Genomic DNA, 17,490 nt, shown 5'->3' with positions numbered 1-17,490 from the left:
GGCCGGCCGGCGCCCGGCCGGCAGCCCGCCCGCCGAGGCCGTCCCCGGCCGGCCTCCGCGATGCCGCGGGTGGCGGCCTGGCTGTCGGGATGGATGGTGAAGACCTGCTCCAGGCCCACGATGTGCAGGATGCGCATCGTGTGGGTCGGCACAGTGGCCAGGGCGATGTCCGCCCGCGCGTCGAGGGCGTGGTTGCGGGCGGCGATCAGGGCGGTGATGCCACTGGAGTCGCAGAACTCCATACCGCTCAGATCCAGGGCGAGGCGCCGGCCGGGACGCAGGACGATACCGGGGAGCAGTTCACGCAGCTCGCCGGCGGTGGAGTAGTCGAGATCGCCGGAGATTTCCAGGACAGGACCGGGGGCAGCGTCCCAGGCGGTGATCTCCAGTTGGCTCATCCGCTGCTTCTCGTCTGCGGGTCGGGGGCCGCCGCGCCAAGGGCGAGCAGGGCGGTGTCGTCGTCGAGGCCGTCTCCGAGGGTCTGCAGCAGACCGGTCAGAGCCGTTATCAGGGCAGGCGGAGGCTTGCCGGCATGGTCGGCGGCGAAGGCGAGCAGCGCCTCGTCCCCGAACAGGTGCGTGCGGTCCTCGCCGGTGCGGGCCTCGGTGATGCCGTCGGTGTAGAGCAGGAGGGTGTCGCCCGGTGCGAGGACGGTCGTAGCGGTGACGAAGCGGGCCACGGGCAGGATGCCGACGAGGAGGCCACCGGGAGTGGGCAGGAAGCCGGCGGTGCCGTCGGCGCGTACGACGATGACGGGAGGGTGACCGCCCGAGGCGAGGCGGACGGCGACCTGCCCCGTCGCGGGGTCGGGTTCGAGGACGCCGAAGACGGCGGTGCAGTAGCGCGGGTCCCCGCTGCCGGCGTAGCGCTCGTGGAGCACCTTGTTGAGGGTGGTCAGCGCGGAGACGGGGTCGGGGTCGTGCAGGGCGGCTGCGCGCAGGGTGTAGCGGGTCAGTGAGGTGACCGCGGCGGCCTGGGGGCCCTTGCCGCACACATCGCCGAGGAAGAACCCGAAGCGCTTGCCGTCGATGGGGAAGACGTCGTAGAAGTCGCCGCCCAGCCGGTCGAGCGAGGCGGTGTGGTAGTACGCGGCCGTCTCCATGCAGGGGACAGGCGGAAGACTGTCGGGCAGCAGCGACTGCTGGAGCACGGCGAGAGCGTCCTGCAGCCGGGCGCGGTCGGTCTCCGCCTGCTTGCGCGCCTCCTCTGCCGCCCTCTTGCCGCGCAGGAGTTCTTCTTCGTATGCGCGGCGGTCGCGGGCGTCGAAGACGGAGGTACGGATCAGTAGCGGCTCGCCCATGGTGCCGTACTTGACCACCGAGGAGACCAGCACGGGTATCCGGCCGCCCTCGGCTTGCTTGAGGTCCAGGGCGATGCCGCTGATCTCGCCTTGCATCCGCAGCAGCGGCGCGAAGTGGGTCTCGTGGTACAGCTTGCCGCCGACCGTCAGCAGGTCGGTGAAGAACATCCGGCCGACGACCGCCTCGCGTTCGAGGCCGAGCCAGTTCAGCAGCGTGGTGTTGATCTTGGCTATGGTGCCGTCCATCAGAGTGGACAGGTAGCCGCACGGCGCGGATTCGTACAGTTCCTCGGCGCTGTCTTCCAAGAGCGCGGCGAACGCCGCGGCCTTGACATCGGCGTCGTCAGCGTCCCGCGGGTCGGGTCGCTGGCCGGCGCGGCACATCATCGCAGGCCCGCCAGGAAGGTCGTGATCGCCTCGTTGGTCGCCTCGGGCGCGGACAGGTGCGGGCAGTGACCGGTGGCGTCCAGAGTCACCAGCACCGAGCCGGCGACGGCCTCGTGGACGAAGGCGCCGACCTCCCGTGGGGCGATGACGTCCTGGGTGCATTCCAGCACCAGCGTCGGCACGCGCACATTCTTCAGGTCGTCCCGTGAGTCGGACAGGAATGTGGTCCGGGCGAAGACGCGCGCCATGTCGGGGTCGGTGGCGCAGAAGCTGTTCGTCAACTCCTCGCCCAGTTCGGGCCGGTCCGCGTTACCCATGATCACCGGAGCCATCGCCGCCGACCACCCCAGATAGTTCGATTCCAGCGACGCCAGCAGCTCGTCGATGTCCTCGGCGCTGAAGCCGCCCCGGTACCCCTCGTCATCGATGTAACGGGGAGAAGGAGCGACCATCACCAGCGCGCCGATCCGCTCGGAAGCCACTGCGGCCAGGACCCCGACCATGGCGCTGACCGAGTGCCCGACGAACACCACGTCGTCCAGGTCGAGCGCCTCGCACACCTCGACCACGTCCCGCGCGTATCCGCCCAGGGAGGAATACCGCTCCTCGGAGAACGCGCTCGGATCCGAGCGGCCCGAACCGACGTAGTCGAAAAGCACCACGCGGTAGTCTCGGGCGAGGGCAGGGACCGTCAGGCGCCACATGTTCTGGTCGCAGCCGAAGCCATGCGCCAGCACCACCGTCCGCCCCTGGGGGTTGCCGGTGACGGTGACATTGTTCCTGCGAGCGATATCCATACCGCGAGTCTCTCAGGCCCCGCCCGTTGTTCCGAAACGACCCCGGAACCTCCACTTTCCGTCCGACGCTTTTCACCTGCCGCTTCGTGCGATGCGACGACTGACGGCGCGTCGGCAAAGTCCGCTGCCGGGACGGCCTTTTCCTCAGCGGCGTCCTAGGACGTGAGATCAAGGGGCTGCAGGCTGTTCCAGTAGCAGTGAAGGATTTCCTGCGGCCCGGCCGACTCAAGGGCCTGGTGCGACCAGCCGAGCGGCCGGTTCGCTGTGCGGCGTGTCCACCACCGGACAGCGCATGCGCTCATGCAGCCACCGGCGAGCGCGGCTGCGGCAATGGTGAAGGCGCATCGGGCGCGGACCGTCATCTCGTCCCCCGTCATCCGGTCTGTCGGAGTCGTCGGCATCCGAGTTGCCCGGGAAGCCGGGTTCACACCTGCGGGCAACTCGGCCGGCCGGTGTCGACCGGCCCGGGGGCTCATCGACACCGGCCGGTCGTCCGGGATCAGACCTCGCCGCGCCAGGCGCCGGTCGCGACACCGCCGCGGGACTCGATGAACTGCTTGAACCGCTTCAGATCACCTGTGGCCTGCCGTTTGACGAAGCCGAGCTTGTCACCCACCGTCTCGGCGAGGCCCTGGGGGTCGTAGTCCAACTGGAGCATGACCTTGGTGCGGGCCTCGTCGAGGCGGTGGAAGGTGACGACGCCGGCCTGCCTGGTCTCACCGTCGACGGTGGTCCAGGCGACGCGCTCGTCGGGAAGCTGCTCGGTGATCTCCGCGTCGAACTCGCGCTGCACGCCGCCGATGTTGGTCACCCAGTGGGTGAGGGTGTCGCTGCGCTGTTCGATGCGTTCGACGCCGTCCATGAACTGAGGGAAGTCAGCGAATTGGGTCCACTGGTTGTACGCAGTGGTGACCGGGACGTCGACCTCGATGGACTCTTCTACCTGTGACAACAGCGATCTCCTTCTGGGAAGCGGGCGGCAGACCAACCGGACGGGGTCCGTCTGCCTGCCTTGCTCGGGATCATCACTGTCCTGGGTTGCCAGGAGACGGCGGTTGATGCGTAGCAGTCGATGCGTGGCCGATCGGCCGGGTGAGCCCCAAGCCTCCGTCGATCGAACGGCCAACCGAACGCGGCACGCTGCCAGCTCGTGCCGCCGCCCTGACAGCCGGGCGCCCGTCCCTCGTCGGGGGCGGGCGCGTTCGCGGCGCCCTGGTCAGACGGCGTTTTTCACCGCGTGCAGCGAGCCGCTGAGGGTGCCTTCCTGCTGTTCGTAATGGGACAGTGCAAGGCCGAGCCCGATGAACGTCGGTGCCCATTCGCCGACGAAGATGCCCCACCGGTCGGCGCGCTCGACCCCGGCCTTCTCGGCCTTGAGGCTCGTGCACCAAGAGGCGAAGCTCAGGCCGATCGAGGCCAGGCCGGCGATGTAGGCGTGCTCGCTGCGGATGCCCATGTCGTGCATCTTCTTGATCACCATGGACTGTCTCCGTTCTGTCTGGGGGGCACCTGGTGGAGTAACCAGTTCGCTTTCGGGCTATTCACCCGATATGAAGGTATTTGGCGCGGCGCTCGAAGGCCGCTGGTGCCCGAGGGCTTCACGCGGAGCACCTCCAGCTCCAGTTTGCCCGGTCCGGGCCGCCCCCGGGCACGGCGAGGCCGGCCGTCCATGACGGCCACGGCTGTATCGCGCTCAACCGCCGGGCCTGCAAGGGCCGCCGCGACGGCCGCCGTGACCCGGAGTCGCGGCCAACCCGGCCGAGCCGCCTGGAGGCGGAGCCGTGCTGTGGCGGGTCGTCGGCGACGGCACATGGCGCAGTGACGCCACGATCCGCTCCGCCCGATCAGCCGCCGCGGCGATGGGCTGGACAACGAGACAGACCTCGTGCACCCGCGAGTGCCGGCCTATCGGGGAGCCGGCGTGATGCGTCCTCGACGCGTCGTAGGGCGTCCGTCTGGGCGTCAGTCAGCCAGGGAAACGCCCTGGGGGAACGCGACGCTCGGCGTACGACAGGTCGTCGCGCCGCAGCCGCCCGGTTGACCCGTCGTGCGGCGCCCGATCGGTGACAGCCTGTAAGAGGCGCTGCGCTGCTCATTTGGGCGCTGTACTGCGTAGCGAGCGTCGCGAGCACGCCGGTCACCCGCTCGGATGCTCCGGCGGCGGGCCGGGCGCCAAGGTCCACCTGGCCGCCGACGACCGTGCACGTCCCCTGGCCCTCACTGCCGTCGTGGCGCCGAGCCGGTGACGCCCCCGCCTGCAAGACGGTGGCGCCCCGCATCGGGGCGGCCGCGGCATGGACGGTGCCGGACCGCCGCCAGGCTCTGGTCCGCGGCACCCGCCTTCTGCCCAAGTCGAAGACACGATCGCGTGTTCGGCTGCCGGGCGGCACGGTGGCGCTGGTGCCCCGCCGTCCGCGTCAGCTGCCCATGTGCGGTCGACGAGGCGCCGCGATGGTAGGGTGCGGGGCTATTTCTGGTATATAGTGGGGAATTGCCCCTAAATGTTTTTGGGGAGCCAGGTAGCCGGGCGGGAGGCGGTCCGATGTCTACAGGAACCCTTCTTGCGATCATCATTCCCGCTGTCGTGGTGGTGGCCTTGATCGTGGCAGCTGCGGCTCTTTTCATGCGGCGCCGAAGGCTGCGCGAACGTTTCGGCCCGGAGTACGAGCGGACGGTCGAGGGAGCCGACAGCCAATTCGCTGCCGAGCGAGAGCTCAGCCAGCGCGCGAAGCGTCATGACGAGCTCGACATCAAGCCGCTGCCGGACACCACCCGGGACCGGTTCGCCCGGGACTGGGACAGCGTGCAGCAAGAGTTCGTGGACCGGCCGGAAGACGCGGTGCACGACGCGGACCAACTGGTGACCTCATTGATGCAGGCGCGCGGCTACCCCACCGAGGGCTTCGAACAGCAACTCAAAGACCTGTCCGTGGAACACGGTCGCACCCTGGAGCATTACCGGGCCGCTCACGAAATCGACACGCTCAGCACGGGGCACAAAGCCACCACCGAGCAGCTGCGCAGCGCCATGGTGCATTACCGCGCCCTGTTCGACGAGCTCCTCTCCGACGGCGGCCAGACCCGTCACGCCCCGGCCTGACAGCCGGGGGCCCATAGCGCTACAGACGGAGGCGACATGCAGTCCGACAACACTCCGGAAAGCTCTGGCACCGGCCTGTCCACCGAGGACTTCGCCCAACCACGCCAGAGGGCGGACGACCAGAGGGCGGACGAAGCGCCGAGCGCTGCGTCATCGCCGCCGGTCTTCCCCGGTGAGGCCGACGAGGCGGGCGCCACCGGCGGCGCAGACGCGAGCGGCCGCACGGACGCCCCTACGGCCGGGGAGGCGGCGGCCGGGCAAAGCGCGGACGCCGACGAGACCCCGCAGCTGTTGAAGCCGCAGGACGAGGAGGACTTCCGCAAACGCTGGGAGAAGATCCAGAACACGTTCGTCGATGATCCCCGCGAGGCGGTGCAGGCGGCGGACAGCCTGGTCGCCGGCGTCATGCAGACACTGGCCACGACCTTCGACGAGCACAAGAAAGAGCTCGAAGAACAGTGGAACCGCGGAGGGCAAGCGGATACGGAAGCTTTGCGCACAGCGCTGCGCCACTACCGTTCATTCTTCAACCGCCTGCTCACCACCTGACGACACGACCGCCACGCGGGAAGTCGCAAGCAAGGCAAAGACACGGCCGCGACATTCGGCGCTGCCATCAAGGGCCGCCACGTCGGCCGCAGCGGAAGGAGACGGTGATGATCGCCCTCGGTGTCATCCTGCTCGTCGTCGGGTTCATCCTGCACATCGGCATCCTGTGGACGATTGGGATCATCCTTCTCGCCATCGGGCTCATTCTGTTCGTCCTCGGCTCCATCGGACACGCCGTCGGCGGCCGACGCCACTACTGGTAGGCAGCCCCGGCGCACTCGGGTGCGGCTGTGGGAGCGGGGAAAAGCTTGCCCAGTGCCCCTGCCAGTCGCTCGGCACACTCACCAGACACCGCTCTGTCGACGTTCAGCGCAGCGCCAGGCACGGCAGCCACGCGCGTGAGGCGCCTTGGAGGGAGGTGAGCAGGGCGCACAGCGGGCCCGCCGCCCCGCCGAGCAGCCCCATGCACTCCGTGCCGAGAGCCTCCACCGCGGGCAAGCGGGCCCCCAAGTGGGTGATCAAGCGTGCCTTCAGATCGGCCGCTGCGGGCAGCGCGGCGTGGCGGTCGAAGGCGTCGGCCACCGCCAGCGCACCGGCGGCCCCGTGGCACAGGCCCAGCAGGTCGCTGGGCCGGTCGCCGAAGAGGTGGAATCCCTCGTCGTACCGTTCGGCGAGCGTGGTGAAGGCCGCCGCAGCCCAGGTGGCCGTGTCCGTGTCGCCGGTGGCGTCCGCCGCGTTCCACAGCGCCCAGGAGACGCCTGGAGTGCCGTAGCACCAGGCCTGGCGGGCACGCGGTGCGGCGGGCGGCGGGCCGTCGAGCCCCGCGCCGTCCCAGGTGCGGATGGCCCGGCCGTCGACGAAGGACTGCCGGATCAGCCAGCCGGTCGCGTGCCGCAGAGCGCGCTGCAGACCGGGGTCCGGGCCCAGCCTGCGGACCGCCGCGGTCAGCGCGACGACGACTCCGGCGACGCCGTGCCCCAGGCCGGTGTTGATCCGCCCGTCCAGCCAGTCCAGGTGCGGATGGCCGGCGTAACCCATCGTGCGCAGCCGCGGCAGGTCGTCGGCGTCGCACAGCGCGGCCAGGTACCCGGCGAACGGCTGGATCTCCCGCGGTGCCGGGCGGGTCCCGGCGCACAGGGCGAGCAGGATGCCGGACGGCCCGACCATCAGGTCGTAGTCCGGGAAGGTGAGCTGCTCACGGCTCCGGAGACCCGCCGGGGCGCTGCGCACCAGGTGGTCGCGGAGCCGGTCGGCAGCCGCGTGCAGCCGTGGCTGCACCCGAGCGCCCAGGCGCAGCCCCACCAGGGTCCCGGCGAGGCCCCCGTCGTACAGACCGCGGTGTCCGGGGCCCCGGCCGGCGGCGCGGGCCCAGACAGCGACCGCACGGGCGGCCGACTCATCGGCTCCGGGTGCTCCGGTTCCGTGCACCGACGCCGCCAGGATGGGGACGCCCGGATCGGAAGGCGGCTCGGCCGTGCTCCCGCCGGGCCGGACGGCCCAGGCGTCGAGGAGGCGGACCGCGAGAGCGGTGACGGCGGTGCCGATGTGCTCGTGGGATTCGACGCTCTGGGCGCTCCTGGCGCTCCGCGGCATGGCGTCTCTCCTTCGGGACGTCGGTGCGACGGGCCGGCGAACCGCCCCGACGTACGGGCGGGGCACCGGTGAGGCGGCATCCGGTGCCGCGGGTCTCAGGCGGCCTGAGCTGAGCCCCCAGGCCGCCTGAGGGGGTGTCAGCAGATCACCACGGTGCCGCAGACGATGACGGTGCACACGCCGCTGCACTCCATGCTGTAGGCCTGAGCCGACGGCAGGTTGCTCTCGGTGATGCGCTCGTCGAGGTCGCCGATCAGGGCGTCGAGGTCGGTGAATTCGGTGGAAACGGGCATGGTTCTCCTCCTTCAGGAGCGGTGATGGGTGGGGTCCGCCCCGGCGGCCCGCCCGCTGGGGGCGGGCCGCCGGGGAGGCTGGGGGCGCCGCGTAGCGCGGCGGCGGCGCGTGCCGCGAGTTCTTCGGTGTCCTGGTCGGCGGAAAGCCGCAGCAGCAGCTGGGCGGCGACGGTCGCGCCACCGTGCAAAGGGTCACGGAGCGACAGGCCGTCGGGGCCGGGAAGCATCTCCTCGACCAGGAGGTCCGCTCCGGGCTGGTGCGCGCACAGCCGCTCCAGCAGGGGTACGGCGGTCAGCGCGGCGAAGTCGACGGGCGCCGGTCTCGCCCCCGCGGCGGCCCTGACGAACGCGAAGCGGGGGAGCCCGGCGTCGCGGCACAGGCCGGTGAGCGCGCGCACCTTGGCCAGGTCACCGTCCCCGCGCCGCCACAGCAGGTCACGGGGCACCCGCCAGCCGGCCGGGCTGACCACCAGGGTGCCGCCGACGGTCAACCGGGGCACCCGGCCCGCCTCGGGGAGGGCTTCCGTCAGTCCGTCCAGGCGGATGAACCGGGATGCCGAGGGGTGGCCGGCCGCCAGCAGCAGGCGCAGCAGGATGTCGTAGGGGGGCAGCGGGGTCCGGGTGGCGTGGTGGATGGGGAGCACCCGCTGCCCGTCGGTCTCGGCGACGACCTGGTAACCGTCCCGCCGCAGGGTGATGCGGTCCAGCGGCAGATAGCGGGCTGCCGGACCGCCCGATCCCTGATACGGCGCCGGGTCCGGGTCGCCGCTCCACCAGCTGGTGAGGACCGGGCGGCGTACGGCATTGGCGGCGCGCTCGGCCAGCGGTGGCACCAGCAACTCCACGAACCGGGACCCCGACAGCCGCTCCACGGCCGCGAGGAAGGCGCGGTACCCATCGGCGTGCGGGTAGCCGCCGTGCAGGGTGCCCAGTGCGGTGGCGAACCGGGCGTCGAGCACACCCGCGGGCGAGGCGGTCTCCAGTACCGCCAGCGGACCGGGGCCGCGCAGGGGGCGCAACAGGCAGTCCAGGGGCCAGGGCGGCAGCGCCGTACGGGCGGGAGGGGCTCCCAGCGCGTCCAGCAGGGCCTCGTCCAGGTCCACCTGTTCGTCGCCGGCGTGCCCGGCCAGGTGGGCGAGCAGCCGGGCGTACCCGGAGCCGGGCGTCCTGGCGGGATGCCAGCCGGTGTACCGGTGCGGGGGCCCCGGCTGGCGCGGAGCGGAGCCGTCGGACAGGTGCCGCACGAGCAACTCCCCGAGCGAGCAGGGCTGTTCGCCGAGCCCCTCCAGTTCCGGCGGCAGCGGACGCCGGTCGACCGGCGGCAGCGAGTGCCGTCCGTCCGGAGCCGCCGGCCGGTCGGTGTCCTGTATCCAGGCCACCCGTGCGGCGGTGCCGAGGGCCTGCCGCACGAGTTCGGCGGCGGCCGCGGGGACCGCGCTGGCGCAGGTCCGGTAGGAGTCCGTGAACCACGGGCGGGGGGTGGCGGCCGGGGTGTCCGGCACGGGGTGCGGAAGGGTGCCACAGGCTCGGACCTCCTCGGCGCCGGTCCAGGCCCCGGTGCTGCGGCGCGGGGCGGCGCAGACCTGGAGGACGCCGAGTTCGAGCAGGTGGGCGAGGAATCCGCGCAGTACGTCCCGGCCGGGAGCCGCCGTCTGAACGGCGACCGTGCCGAGCAGGGCCTCCTCGACCTCCCCGAGCGTTCGCGGCCCGTCGGCCAGGAGTGCGAGCACGCTCACCAGGGGGCGGGTGCGCCGCAGTACGACCTCCCGCATCCGGCCGTGCTCACCGGGATCGATCGCCCAGCAGCGCAGCACACCGGGTCCGTCCGCGGGGCTGGGGGACTGGAGGAAGTGCAGTGGGGCGAGGGCCAGCGGCGTCGCGGGGCCGGCGGCCCGCAGATCGGTGCCGGCGAGCCGGGTGCGCAGGAGGTGGACGTTCTCCACGGTCTCGGCCGCCACCGGGCCGAGGGCCGCACCGGCCGCGAGGAGCCGAAGCGCATGATCCCCGCCCATGTCCTCGCACAGCGGGCCGACCGGCAGCAGGGCCACCTGCCCAGCCCACCCGCGCGGGGTCGTCTTCGCCGCCACCCGGCCCAGCGCACGCCACAGGTACGCCCCGCGCTTGCGCAATGGCTTCTCGCTCCAGGAGCCGCCGGCGGCCAGCCGACGGGCCACGTCGGCGGCGAGCCCCGGTTCCGCCTCCTCCACGAACGCGCCCATGACCGGCGCCTCGCGCACCAGGGACCAGCCCAGTTCCGCCACCCGCTCCCGCTCCTTGCCCACCGCACGCTCCAGTTCGAGCAGAACGGCGGCGGACGACTCGGCCTCATGGGAGAGTCGGCGGGCCTCCGCGGCAAGGAACTCCCCGGCGGGCAGGCCCTCCAGCAGCCGGCAGTCCGCCGGGCCGGGTGCCGCACCGCGGTGCAGCCGCCGCCGCAGCGCCAGCACGGCCCGGCGGTCACCGGCTGCCAGATCCGGGTGCGGTACGACGGTGACGCCCAGCTGTCCGGCCAGCGCCCGCGCGCGACCGGCCCACCGCTCCTCCTGCTCGGCATGCTCGGCCACGCGGGCACACAGCTTCGGATTGCCCGCCGCCGCCCATGCGCCCAGCGGCATGCCGGCCACGCGCAGCAGCGCCGTGCCACCGAGCCGCGCGACCCCGCTCACCGCAGTGTCCCTTCATCGGCGAGGGCCTGGGTCAGCAGGCACTGCCGGGCCAAAGACAACCGGCCCCGGTTCCAGTGGAAGACGGCGTGGTGAGCGGCGGCGCGCCGGGGACCGATCACGGCCTCCCCGGAGTCGAAGTAACCGCTGCGCCACCGCTCGGCAACCCGGCGTACGGCGTCGGCGTGTGCCTCCACCACAGCGCGCCGTCGCGGCGGCACGGACGCGAGCAGGCCCTCGCGTCCGGCACGCCAGACGTCGGCGATACCGGCGGCGGCCCGGCGGGCATCGCCGTCCACGGCCAGGCCGGGCAGGCTGCGCCCGGCGTTCTCGCGCACCACCTGCCAGACCCCGCGATGCTCCCACCCGACGACCGCCAGTCCCTGGAGCAGACTGTCCAGCAGTACGAGGGAGACCCGCCAGTCGGCAGCCGGTCGGTCCGCGCCGTCGTCCGCGCTGCCGAGATGGTGGTCGAGCCAGGCGAGTGAGTCCACCGTGAACAGCTCGTGCACGTACCGCATGGACAGCGGGCCGCCGAACAGATACGTCTCCGGCTCGTAGACCCCGCACAGCGGCGGTCGCAGCCCGCCGTCCAACTTCCGGAACCGGTCCAGCAGTTCCTTGCGCAGGAGTGCGGTGTCGGCCGGTGCGGGGGCCTCGAAGCGGACCCGCAGTCCCGGTGGTTTGTGCATGAAGAAGAAGGAACGCACCGCCCCGACCGCGATCAGCTCACGGGCCGTGCCGGCGACGACCCGGTAAGCCTGCGGCCAAGTCCCCGGAGCCGGTGCGAGGTTGACCTGCACCCAGCCGGACTCCGGCAGGTCGTCGCGGAGCGCGGACAGACCGGCCGTCAGGAAGGTGGTCCGCGCCGCCTCGTAGCCCGGCTCATCCGCGTCGACCGGCACCGTGCCGAACGGGGTGCCGCGCGTGTCCCGAAGACAGTCGGCCAGCAGCTGGTGGACGTCGAGCACGGTGCCGCCTCCTCGGATTGGCCTCCTACTCCTCCGATTTCCGCACCGTCCGCCATCTCAAAAATGAAGGGCGAGTCTTCATATGATCGACTGGAGTACGCCGGGAGTACTGCCCGCGCCGCCTCCACGAGCCGCGCACCTCCGCCCACCCCCTTGTCCGTACGCCGCGCGCCGGTCGCCGGGTGCCGGGGCGCAGCCCGCGCCGCCTGGCCCTGCGCCGTTCAGTTCGGCGACCGCCATTCGATCAGCGGGATGGTGGTGGCGTCGTTCAGCCCGGCAGCGTGGTGGTCGAGAACGTCGTGCATGAGCAGCCGCAGGATCCCAACGGGCCGCTGCCCGGCCGCGGCGGAGCGGATGACGAAGCCGGTGAACCGGTCGAGCCCGAACTCGTCGCCGCCCCTGCGGGCCTCGACCACGCCGTCCGTGTAGAGCAGCACACGGTCGCAGGGTTCCACGGCCGTCTCGTGCACTTCGCGTTGCGCGCCGGGACCGTGCGCGGAATGCGGGCCGAGGGGGATGAGCACGAAGCGCTCCAGCTGCCGGGGTCGTCCAGGGACGCCGGGCGCGCCTCAGAGCGCCGCGCCAACGGAAATCGCGAGTACGACGACCAGACGGTCGAGACGGTGCGGCGCGTCCAGCGCGCTGCTGGCCGCCGGCCTGCCCGCCCGGGTCATCCGCCAGGTCTTGCCCTGCACCGTCGACGAGGCAACGCTGCACCCCTGCCCCGGCGTTCTCAGCAGCCTCCGCGAACAACTGAACGTCCTCGACCGGCGTGCCGCCGACCTGGCGACCGCGCGTCGCCTGCTGCGCCGGACGATCGCCGCCACCGAGGACGCGGCGGCCTGAAACCGGCCGGCGCCCGCAGCGCCACCACCACGGAGACTCATCCGCCGACCGGGCGCCGGGCGACCCTGCTGGACCTGGACCTGGACCTGGACCTGGACGTCGACCTGGACCTGGCCTTGGGCCTGGGCCTGGAGCGGCGATTTCAGGCGAGGTCTCTGAGGAAGCCCGACAGCGTGGCGTACAGGATCTCCGGCTGTTCCAGGTGCAGGTCGTGGCCGGTGCCGGGGATGCTCATGGCCATGGTGGCGGGTCGCTGCCTGAGCATGTCGTCGGCTAGCGGGGCGGGAATGAGGCTGGACTGGGCCAGTACGACCATGGTGGGGCATGCCACCTGTGTCCACTCGCGCAGGAAGGAACGCTGGGCGTTCTCCGCCAACGAGCGGACCATCACATCCCGGTCGAAGCGAGGCCACCATCCGCTGTCGCGTTCTTCCAGTCCGGCTGCCCAGCCCGCACCGACCGGTCCGCCACCGAGGAACGCGGCTGCCGCTTCGCGGGACGGAAACGGTGTCGGCCACGAGTCGAGCCATCCGCCGATGTCCGCGGGACCGTCCGGGTTCGGACCGCCGGCACCGGCCTCGACGAGCACGAGAGCGCGAACGAGCCCGGGATGCGCGGCGGCGGTGAGCATGGCCGTGTGGCCGCCCAGCGACTGGCCGACCAGGACGGGCCGTTGCAGCGCCAGCTGGTCGACAACGGCGATGACATCGGCGACGTAGGCGGCGCGTGACACATCCGGCGGGCGGCGCTCGCTGGCGCCGTGCCCACGCTGGTCGACCGCGACGACCCGATAATCGGCACTCAACCTCCCTGCCAGGGCGTCCCATTCACCCGCGTGACCGGCCAGGCCGTGCAGCAACACGATGGGCTGCCCAGACCCGCCCCAGTCCCGGCAGACCAGCCGGACACCGTCTCGCACCACCATGCGTTCGGACCATGCCACGTCCGCGGCCTCCAGGGAATCGACGGGCCTTGTTCATGCTCCACTCGCCGGCGTCGCCGTCGCCGTCCCGGCTCCCCACCCGCTCGGCCGGATCTCCCGGGACGCATGCATTTTCGCACCGCGTCGGCGCGCGGCAGGAAGGGCGGCTACTGCCACGGCGCATGGGGTGCCTCGGCCGGACCGGGCTGTCCGCGCCTGATGCCCGCGGGGCATGGCCGGAGGCAGGGACGGAGAGCGGGGTGCGTGCGCTGGTTTCGTACGCTTGGCCAGTTGGCTGCTCGGTCTGATCGTTTCTTCGGTGAACAGGGTCGTCCGTCCGGGGGAGTGTCCGGGCCCGGGCGGCGTGCGGAGGGGGGATCTGGCGCTATCCATGTGACCCGCGACCTCATGACGAAGGGACACAGGCGGTATGAGACAGAAGATCTGGGCGGTGGTATGCGCGGTGGGGGAGGCCGCGCAAAGGTCGGTGACTCCCACTGACGGTTCCGCACCGACGGGCGGACCGGTGGTGGCGCCGTCGAGCCGCCGCCGCAGGAAACCCGCGAGCGCCGCCGGCCCCCGCCGCGGGCAGGAGGCCCCCGTGCCGTCTTCAGCGATCGGCTTCCCCCAAAGACCCGGTGTCCCGGCGCAAAGGTGGCGCGGAGCCAGGCTGGGACTCGCCGCGGCGCTGGCTGCCGGTCTGCTGACGGTGAGTGCGGCCGGGACGTCGGCCGCCCACCGGCGGATCATCGGCGGCGGTGAGGTGGCCGATGACGCGTACCCGTTCATGACGGCGCTCGTACATCACCGTCCCGGCCAGGGCGACTACCGCAACCAGTACTGCGGCGGGACCCTCGTCCACCGGGAATGGGTACTGACCGCCGCGCACTGCGTCGAGGGATGGGAGCAGAGCGACTTCGACCTGATCGTCGGGCGTACCCAGCTCTCCGACACCGGCAAGGGCCACTTCCGCCACCATGTCCGGGTCGAAATCCACCCGCGCTACTACACGCACCACGACGACTACGACATCGCACTGGTGCAGCTCGACAAGGAAGTCAGCGACATCACTCCCGTACGGCTGCCGACCAGAGGCACCGACGCGATGCTCCGCCCCGGCCAGGAGGCAACCGTCCTCGGCTGGGGCCTCACCGACGACGTTCTCCACCACAAGCCCGACCGGCTCCACAGCGTCGACGTGCCGCTCCTGTCCCGAGACGAATGCCGGATCTCGGACCACATCAACGCGCAGACCCAGATCTGCGCCGGCCGTGAAGGCGTCGACGCTTGTGGGGCGGACAGCGGCGGCCCCCTGATCCGCACCGTGCCGGGTCGCGAGGTCTTCTACCAGATCGGTGTCGTGCAGGGCGGCGCCGGCTGCGGAGCCCAGGGCGGCCCCGGCATCTACATCTCGACCGGATCGGCCACCCTGCTCGACTCCTGGCCCAGCTACCCGCCGTGGGACAAGGACGAGCAGGAAGACGCTCCCACCGGCCGTCCGGCGCCATGAACGCGACCCGCCGGCAACCCCGAACCGTCGCAACCACGGTGCGGGGCGCGAGTTCCGTCCGTGTCCGGGACCGCTCAGACCAGCAGCTCTGCTGCACCTGCTCGTGCGGCGGCCCATGTGCGCACCGAGCGACCGCCGATGCCCACGGCCACCAGCAGGCCGCGGTGGGCCGCCCCTGATCCCGTCGACGCGACGGCCGGATCAGGCGCGGACCCGGAGCCCCCGCACCCCGCCCTGGCCGTCGGCATCATCCGCTCCGGCAGCACGAGCGCCGCTGTCACCGTGCCGCGGGCACCACCGGCTCGGCGCGGGTCAAGTCGCTGCCGCCCGTAGCCTTCGAGGCCAAGGATCGCCGGGGGAGTCAGGCGCTGAGCGAGCCCTGCGCCTCGGCGCTCCGCGCTGGGAAGCGGGCGCTCGATCGGGTCGGCATCCGGACCCCGGTGTGCTCATCGGCCCGGTGCCGAACTGCCGGGGGCTCGTTCGCGCTGAAGGTACGGCGGTAGGAGGCGGGCGACACCCCGAAGGCCGCTCTCATGTGCGCGCGCAGCGAGTTCGCCGTGCCGAAGCCGGCCCGGTGCGCGACCAGGTCGATCGACAGGTCGGTCGTCTCCAGCAACTGTTTGGCGAGCTCCAGACGTTGTGCCGTGAGCCACTGCACCGGAGTCATGCCGACCTCGTCGCGGAATCTGCGGCTGAAGGAGCGCAGGCTCATCCGGGCATGCTCGGCGAGCCGGGCGAGGGTGAGCGGCTCGCCGAGGTGCTCCAGGGCCCACGCGCGGGTCGCGGTGGTGCTGGCGACGGTGGGTTCGGGTACCGGGCGGTCGATGTACTGGGCCTGCCCGCCGTCCCGCCAGGGCGGTACGACACACATGCGGGCGGCCCGGTTCGCGGCGGCGGCCCCGTGGTCGCGGCGGATCATGTGCAGGCACAGATCGACGCCGGCGGCCACGCCCGCGGAGGTCAGTATGTCGCCGTCGTCGACGAAGAGGACTTCCTCGTCGAGCTTGACCTTGGGGTAGGCCCGGCGGAACTCCGGGGCGAGGTTCCAGTGGGTGGTGGCCGGTCGGTCATCGAGCAGTCCGGCCGCCGCGAGGACGTAGGACCCGGTGCAGATGGACACCAGCCGGGTACCGGGCCGGATACCCGCGATGGCCGCGGCGACCTCGGCGGGCAGCGGTCCGCCGCGGCCCAGTTCGGGCATGGCGTGCGTGGGCGGGACGATCACGGTGTCCGCCGCGGCCAGGGCCTCCGGGCCGGCCGCGGGCTGGACGGTGAAGCCCGCGTCGCTGGGCACGGGGGCGCCGTCGGCGGTGCAGACGGTGACGTCGTACAGCGGGCGGCCCCCGGCGTCCTGCACGCTGCCGAAGACGCGTGAGGGGATACCCAGTTCGAACGGCGGGACCCCCGGCAGAGCGAGCACGGCGATCCGGTGCCGCCGCGGGATGCCGTCCTCGCGGTCGGTCCCGCTCTTTACCGTCGTCCACTGCGCACCGTCCATGGCCAAATCCTGGCACATAGTGGCCGTACGGCCAACACCGTGGCGAGGCGTGGTGACCGATGCTGGGCTTCGTCGCGCCGGGACCCCTGGCGCGGGCCGATAGGAAACGAAGAACAGCGAAGGACGAGGAAAGACGATGCGTGCGGTGGTCGTGGAGCAGTGGGGCGGGGCCGAGAACCTGGTCGAGCGGGAGGTGCGGCGCCCGGAACCGGGGCTGAACGAGGTCCTGGTCCGGGTGCACGCGGCCGGGGTGAACCCGGTGGACTGGAAGACGCGTGCCAGTGGGGCCCTCATCGAGTGGGGCGCGGTCCCGGCGGTCGGATGGGACGTGTCCGGCACGATCGAGGCCGTCGGCCCCGGTGTGGGCGTGTTCCGCCCTGGTGACGAGGTCTTCGGGATGCCGTTGTTCCCCCGCCAGGCGGGCGCCTACGCCGAGTACGTGGTGGCACCGGCCCGGCACCTCGCCCCCAAGCCGGCGTCCTTGACGCACGTGGAGGCGGCGGCCCTGCCGCTCGCCGCGCTCACCGCCTGGCAGGCGCTCGTGGACACCGCCGGTGTGCGCCCGGGCGAGCGGGTGCTGGTGCACGCGGCCGCCGGTGGGGTCGGTCACCTCGCCGTACAGATCGCCAAGGCGCGCGGCGCGTACGTCGTCGGCACGGCCAGCGCGGCCAAGCACGACCTGGTGCGCCGCCTGGGCGCGGACGCGGTGATCGACTACCGCGCGGCCCGGTTCGAGGACGTCGTGAGCGACATCGACGTGGTGCTGGACGGACTCGGCGGGGAAACGGCCGAGCGCTCCCTGACGGTCCTGCGGACCGGCGGCCGGCTGATCACCCTGCCCGGCCCGGACGACGCTCCCGCAGCCCGGGACGGGGTGCGGGTGGTGTGGATGCTGGTCGAACCCGACCACTTGGGCCTGCGCGAGATCAGCGCCCTGGTGGAGCGGGGCGCGCTGCGGCCGGTGATCGACACCGTCGTGCCGCTGGCAGAGGCGGCGAAGGCGCACCAGATCGGTGAACAGGGCCGCACCACCGGCAAGATCGTGCTGACGGTCGCCTGAG

The 17,490-nt window shown here is 72.1% G+C and carries 17 protein-coding genes and 1 pseudogene; 6 read left to right on the top strand and 12 right to left on the bottom strand.

The annotated features are described in order from the left end of the window. Positions 1–83 precede the first annotated feature (83 nt). The 5 genes and pseudogenes from ACE4Q9_RS01220 to ACE4Q9_RS01200 form a co-directional block, all read right to left on the bottom strand. A pseudogene (locus ACE4Q9_RS01220) lies at positions 84–398 on the bottom strand (STAS domain-containing protein); the annotation flags it as partial. Further along, positions 395–1,684, bottom strand: a complete 1,290-nt coding sequence (locus ACE4Q9_RS01215; RefSeq protein ID WP_397987082.1) for a PP2C family protein-serine/threonine phosphatase — start codon at positions 1,682–1,684, stop codon at positions 395–397. The gene ACE4Q9_RS01215 and the pseudogene ACE4Q9_RS01220, both read right to left, overlap by 4 nt. Beyond that, positions 1,684–2,484: an alpha/beta fold hydrolase gene (locus tag ACE4Q9_RS01210; protein ID WP_397982304.1), complete on the bottom strand. Its 801-nt coding sequence runs from the start codon at positions 2,482–2,484 to the stop codon at positions 1,684–1,686. The genes ACE4Q9_RS01215 and ACE4Q9_RS01210 overlap by 1 nt, the downstream gene beginning before the upstream one ends. A gap of 499 nt (positions 2,485–2,983) precedes the next feature. Next, entirely contained in the window at positions 2,984–3,436 is a 453-nt protein-coding gene (locus ACE4Q9_RS01205; RefSeq protein WP_397982303.1) for an SRPBCC family protein, read from the bottom strand. A gap of 264 nt (positions 3,437–3,700) precedes the next feature. Beyond that, positions 3,701–3,964 (bottom strand): hypothetical protein, encoded by a 264-nt coding sequence (locus ACE4Q9_RS01200; RefSeq protein ID WP_397982302.1) that lies wholly within the window; start codon positions 3,962–3,964, stop codon positions 3,701–3,703. Positions 3,965–5,026: 1,062 nt separating this feature from the next. Between ACE4Q9_RS01200 and ACE4Q9_RS01195 the strand changes: the two genes are divergently transcribed. The 3 genes from ACE4Q9_RS01195 to ACE4Q9_RS01185 all read left to right on the top strand — a co-directional run bounded on the left by ACE4Q9_RS01195 (position 5,027) and on the right by ACE4Q9_RS01185 (position 6,396). Then, entirely contained in the window at positions 5,027–5,584 is a 558-nt protein-coding gene (locus ACE4Q9_RS01195; RefSeq protein ID WP_397982301.1) for a hypothetical protein, read from the top strand. Positions 5,585–5,620: 36 nt separating this feature from the next. Further along, on the top strand, positions 5,621–6,133 hold the full coding sequence (locus ACE4Q9_RS01190) for a hypothetical protein (protein ID WP_397982300.1): 513 nt from the start codon (positions 5,621–5,623) through the stop codon (positions 6,131–6,133). Between the two features lie 107 nt (positions 6,134–6,240). After that, a complete protein-coding gene (locus ACE4Q9_RS01185) occupies positions 6,241–6,396 on the top strand; it encodes a DUF6131 family protein (protein WP_397982299.1) in 156 nt (51 codons plus the stop codon). Positions 6,397–6,499: 103 nt separating this feature from the next. Here the strand turns inward: ACE4Q9_RS01185 and ACE4Q9_RS01180 are convergent, their stop codons facing one another. From ACE4Q9_RS01180 to ACE4Q9_RS01160, 5 genes are all read right to left on the bottom strand, one after another. After that, positions 6,500–7,726, bottom strand: coding sequence for a lanthionine synthetase LanC family protein (locus ACE4Q9_RS01180; RefSeq protein WP_397982298.1), 1,227 nt, complete (start codon positions 7,724–7,726; stop codon positions 6,500–6,502). Between the two features lie 137 nt (positions 7,727–7,863). Continuing rightward, the gene (locus tag ACE4Q9_RS01175; protein WP_397982297.1) at positions 7,864–8,019 is read right to left on the bottom strand and encodes a hypothetical protein; all 156 of its coding nucleotides are present in this window, start codon (positions 8,017–8,019) and stop codon (positions 7,864–7,866) included. Continuing rightward, entirely contained in the window at positions 7,980–10,685 is a 2,706-nt protein-coding gene (locus ACE4Q9_RS01170; protein ID WP_397982296.1) for a lantibiotic dehydratase, read from the bottom strand. Before ACE4Q9_RS01170 ends, ACE4Q9_RS01175 begins: the two co-directional genes overlap by 40 nt. Then, entirely contained in the window at positions 10,682–11,653 is a 972-nt protein-coding gene (locus tag ACE4Q9_RS01165) for a thiopeptide-type bacteriocin biosynthesis protein (RefSeq protein WP_397982295.1), read from the bottom strand. Before ACE4Q9_RS01165 ends, ACE4Q9_RS01170 begins: the two co-directional genes overlap by 4 nt. Before the next feature lie 221 nt (positions 11,654–11,874). Continuing rightward, complete coding sequence (locus ACE4Q9_RS01160) at positions 11,875–12,177, bottom strand: SpoIIE family protein phosphatase (RefSeq protein ID WP_397982294.1); 303 nt, start codon at positions 12,175–12,177, stop codon at positions 11,875–11,877. 160 nt (positions 12,178–12,337) lie between these two features. Here ACE4Q9_RS01160 and ACE4Q9_RS01155 point away from each other — a divergent pair, with 160 nt between their 5' ends. Continuing rightward, positions 12,338–12,499 (top strand): hypothetical protein, encoded by a 162-nt coding sequence (locus ACE4Q9_RS01155; RefSeq protein ID WP_397982293.1) that lies wholly within the window; start codon positions 12,338–12,340, stop codon positions 12,497–12,499. Between the two features lie 142 nt (positions 12,500–12,641). Here the strand turns inward: ACE4Q9_RS01155 and ACE4Q9_RS01150 are convergent, their stop codons facing one another. Further along, on the bottom strand, positions 12,642–13,424 hold the full coding sequence (locus ACE4Q9_RS01150) for an alpha/beta fold hydrolase (RefSeq protein WP_397982292.1): 783 nt from the start codon (positions 13,422–13,424) through the stop codon (positions 12,642–12,644). Positions 13,425–14,022: 598 nt separating this feature from the next. Between ACE4Q9_RS01150 and ACE4Q9_RS01145 the strand changes: the two genes are divergently transcribed. Then, positions 14,023–14,931, top strand: a complete 909-nt coding sequence (locus ACE4Q9_RS01145) for a S1 family peptidase (protein ID WP_397982291.1) — start codon at positions 14,023–14,025, stop codon at positions 14,929–14,931. Between the two features lie 361 nt (positions 14,932–15,292). On the opposite strand, the gene ACE4Q9_RS01140 is transcribed toward ACE4Q9_RS01145, so the two are convergent. Next, positions 15,293–16,429, bottom strand: a complete 1,137-nt coding sequence (locus ACE4Q9_RS01140) for a GlxA family transcriptional regulator (RefSeq protein WP_397982290.1) — start codon at positions 16,427–16,429, stop codon at positions 15,293–15,295. Positions 16,430–16,565: 136 nt separating this feature from the next. Here ACE4Q9_RS01140 and ACE4Q9_RS01135 point away from each other — a divergent pair, with 136 nt between their 5' ends. Next, entirely contained in the window at positions 16,566–17,489 is a 924-nt protein-coding gene (locus ACE4Q9_RS01135; RefSeq protein WP_397982289.1) for an NADP-dependent oxidoreductase, read from the top strand. Position 17,490: the final 1 nt, after the last annotated feature.

The sequence above is a fragment of the Streptomyces sp. AM6-12 genome (assembly GCF_044327085.1).
Classification (GTDB): Bacteria; Actinomycetota; Actinomycetes; order Streptomycetales; family Streptomycetaceae; genus Streptomyces.
Note: the sequence above shows the minus strand (reverse complement) of the source record. Positions and strands in the feature narration are given on the sequence as shown.

Coding starts and splice junctions, on each gene's coding strand:
- ACE4Q9_RS01140 (WP_397982290.1), bottom strand. CDS start 16,429: ATGGACGGTGCGCAGTGGACGACGGTAAAGAGCGGGACCGACCGCGAG.
- ACE4Q9_RS01175 (WP_397982297.1), bottom strand. CDS start 8,019: ATGCCCGTTTCCACCGAATTCACCGACCTCGACGCCCTGATCGGCGAC.
- ACE4Q9_RS01150 (WP_397982292.1), bottom strand. CDS start 13,424: ATGGTGGTGCGAGACGGTGTCCGGCTGGTCTGCCGGGACTGGGGCGGG.
- ACE4Q9_RS01190 (WP_397982300.1), top strand. CDS start 5,621: ATGCAGTCCGACAACACTCCGGAAAGCTCTGGCACCGGCCTGTCCACC.
- ACE4Q9_RS01180 (WP_397982298.1), bottom strand. CDS start 7,726: ATGCCGCGGAGCGCCAGGAGCGCCCAGAGCGTCGAATCCCACGAGCAC.
- ACE4Q9_RS01185 (WP_397982299.1), top strand. CDS start 6,241: ATGATCGCCCTCGGTGTCATCCTGCTCGTCGTCGGGTTCATCCTGCAC.
- ACE4Q9_RS01195 (WP_397982301.1), top strand. CDS start 5,027: ATGTCTACAGGAACCCTTCTTGCGATCATCATTCCCGCTGTCGTGGTG.
- ACE4Q9_RS01210 (WP_397982304.1), bottom strand. CDS start 2,484: ATGGATATCGCTCGCAGGAACAATGTCACCGTCACCGGCAACCCCCAG.
- ACE4Q9_RS01200 (WP_397982302.1), bottom strand. CDS start 3,964: ATGGTGATCAAGAAGATGCACGACATGGGCATCCGCAGCGAGCACGCC.
- ACE4Q9_RS01215 (WP_397987082.1), bottom strand. CDS start 1,684: ATGTGCCGCGCCGGCCAGCGACCCGACCCGCGGGACGCTGACGACGCC.
- ACE4Q9_RS01135 (WP_397982289.1), top strand. CDS start 16,566: ATGCGTGCGGTGGTCGTGGAGCAGTGGGGCGGGGCCGAGAACCTGGTC.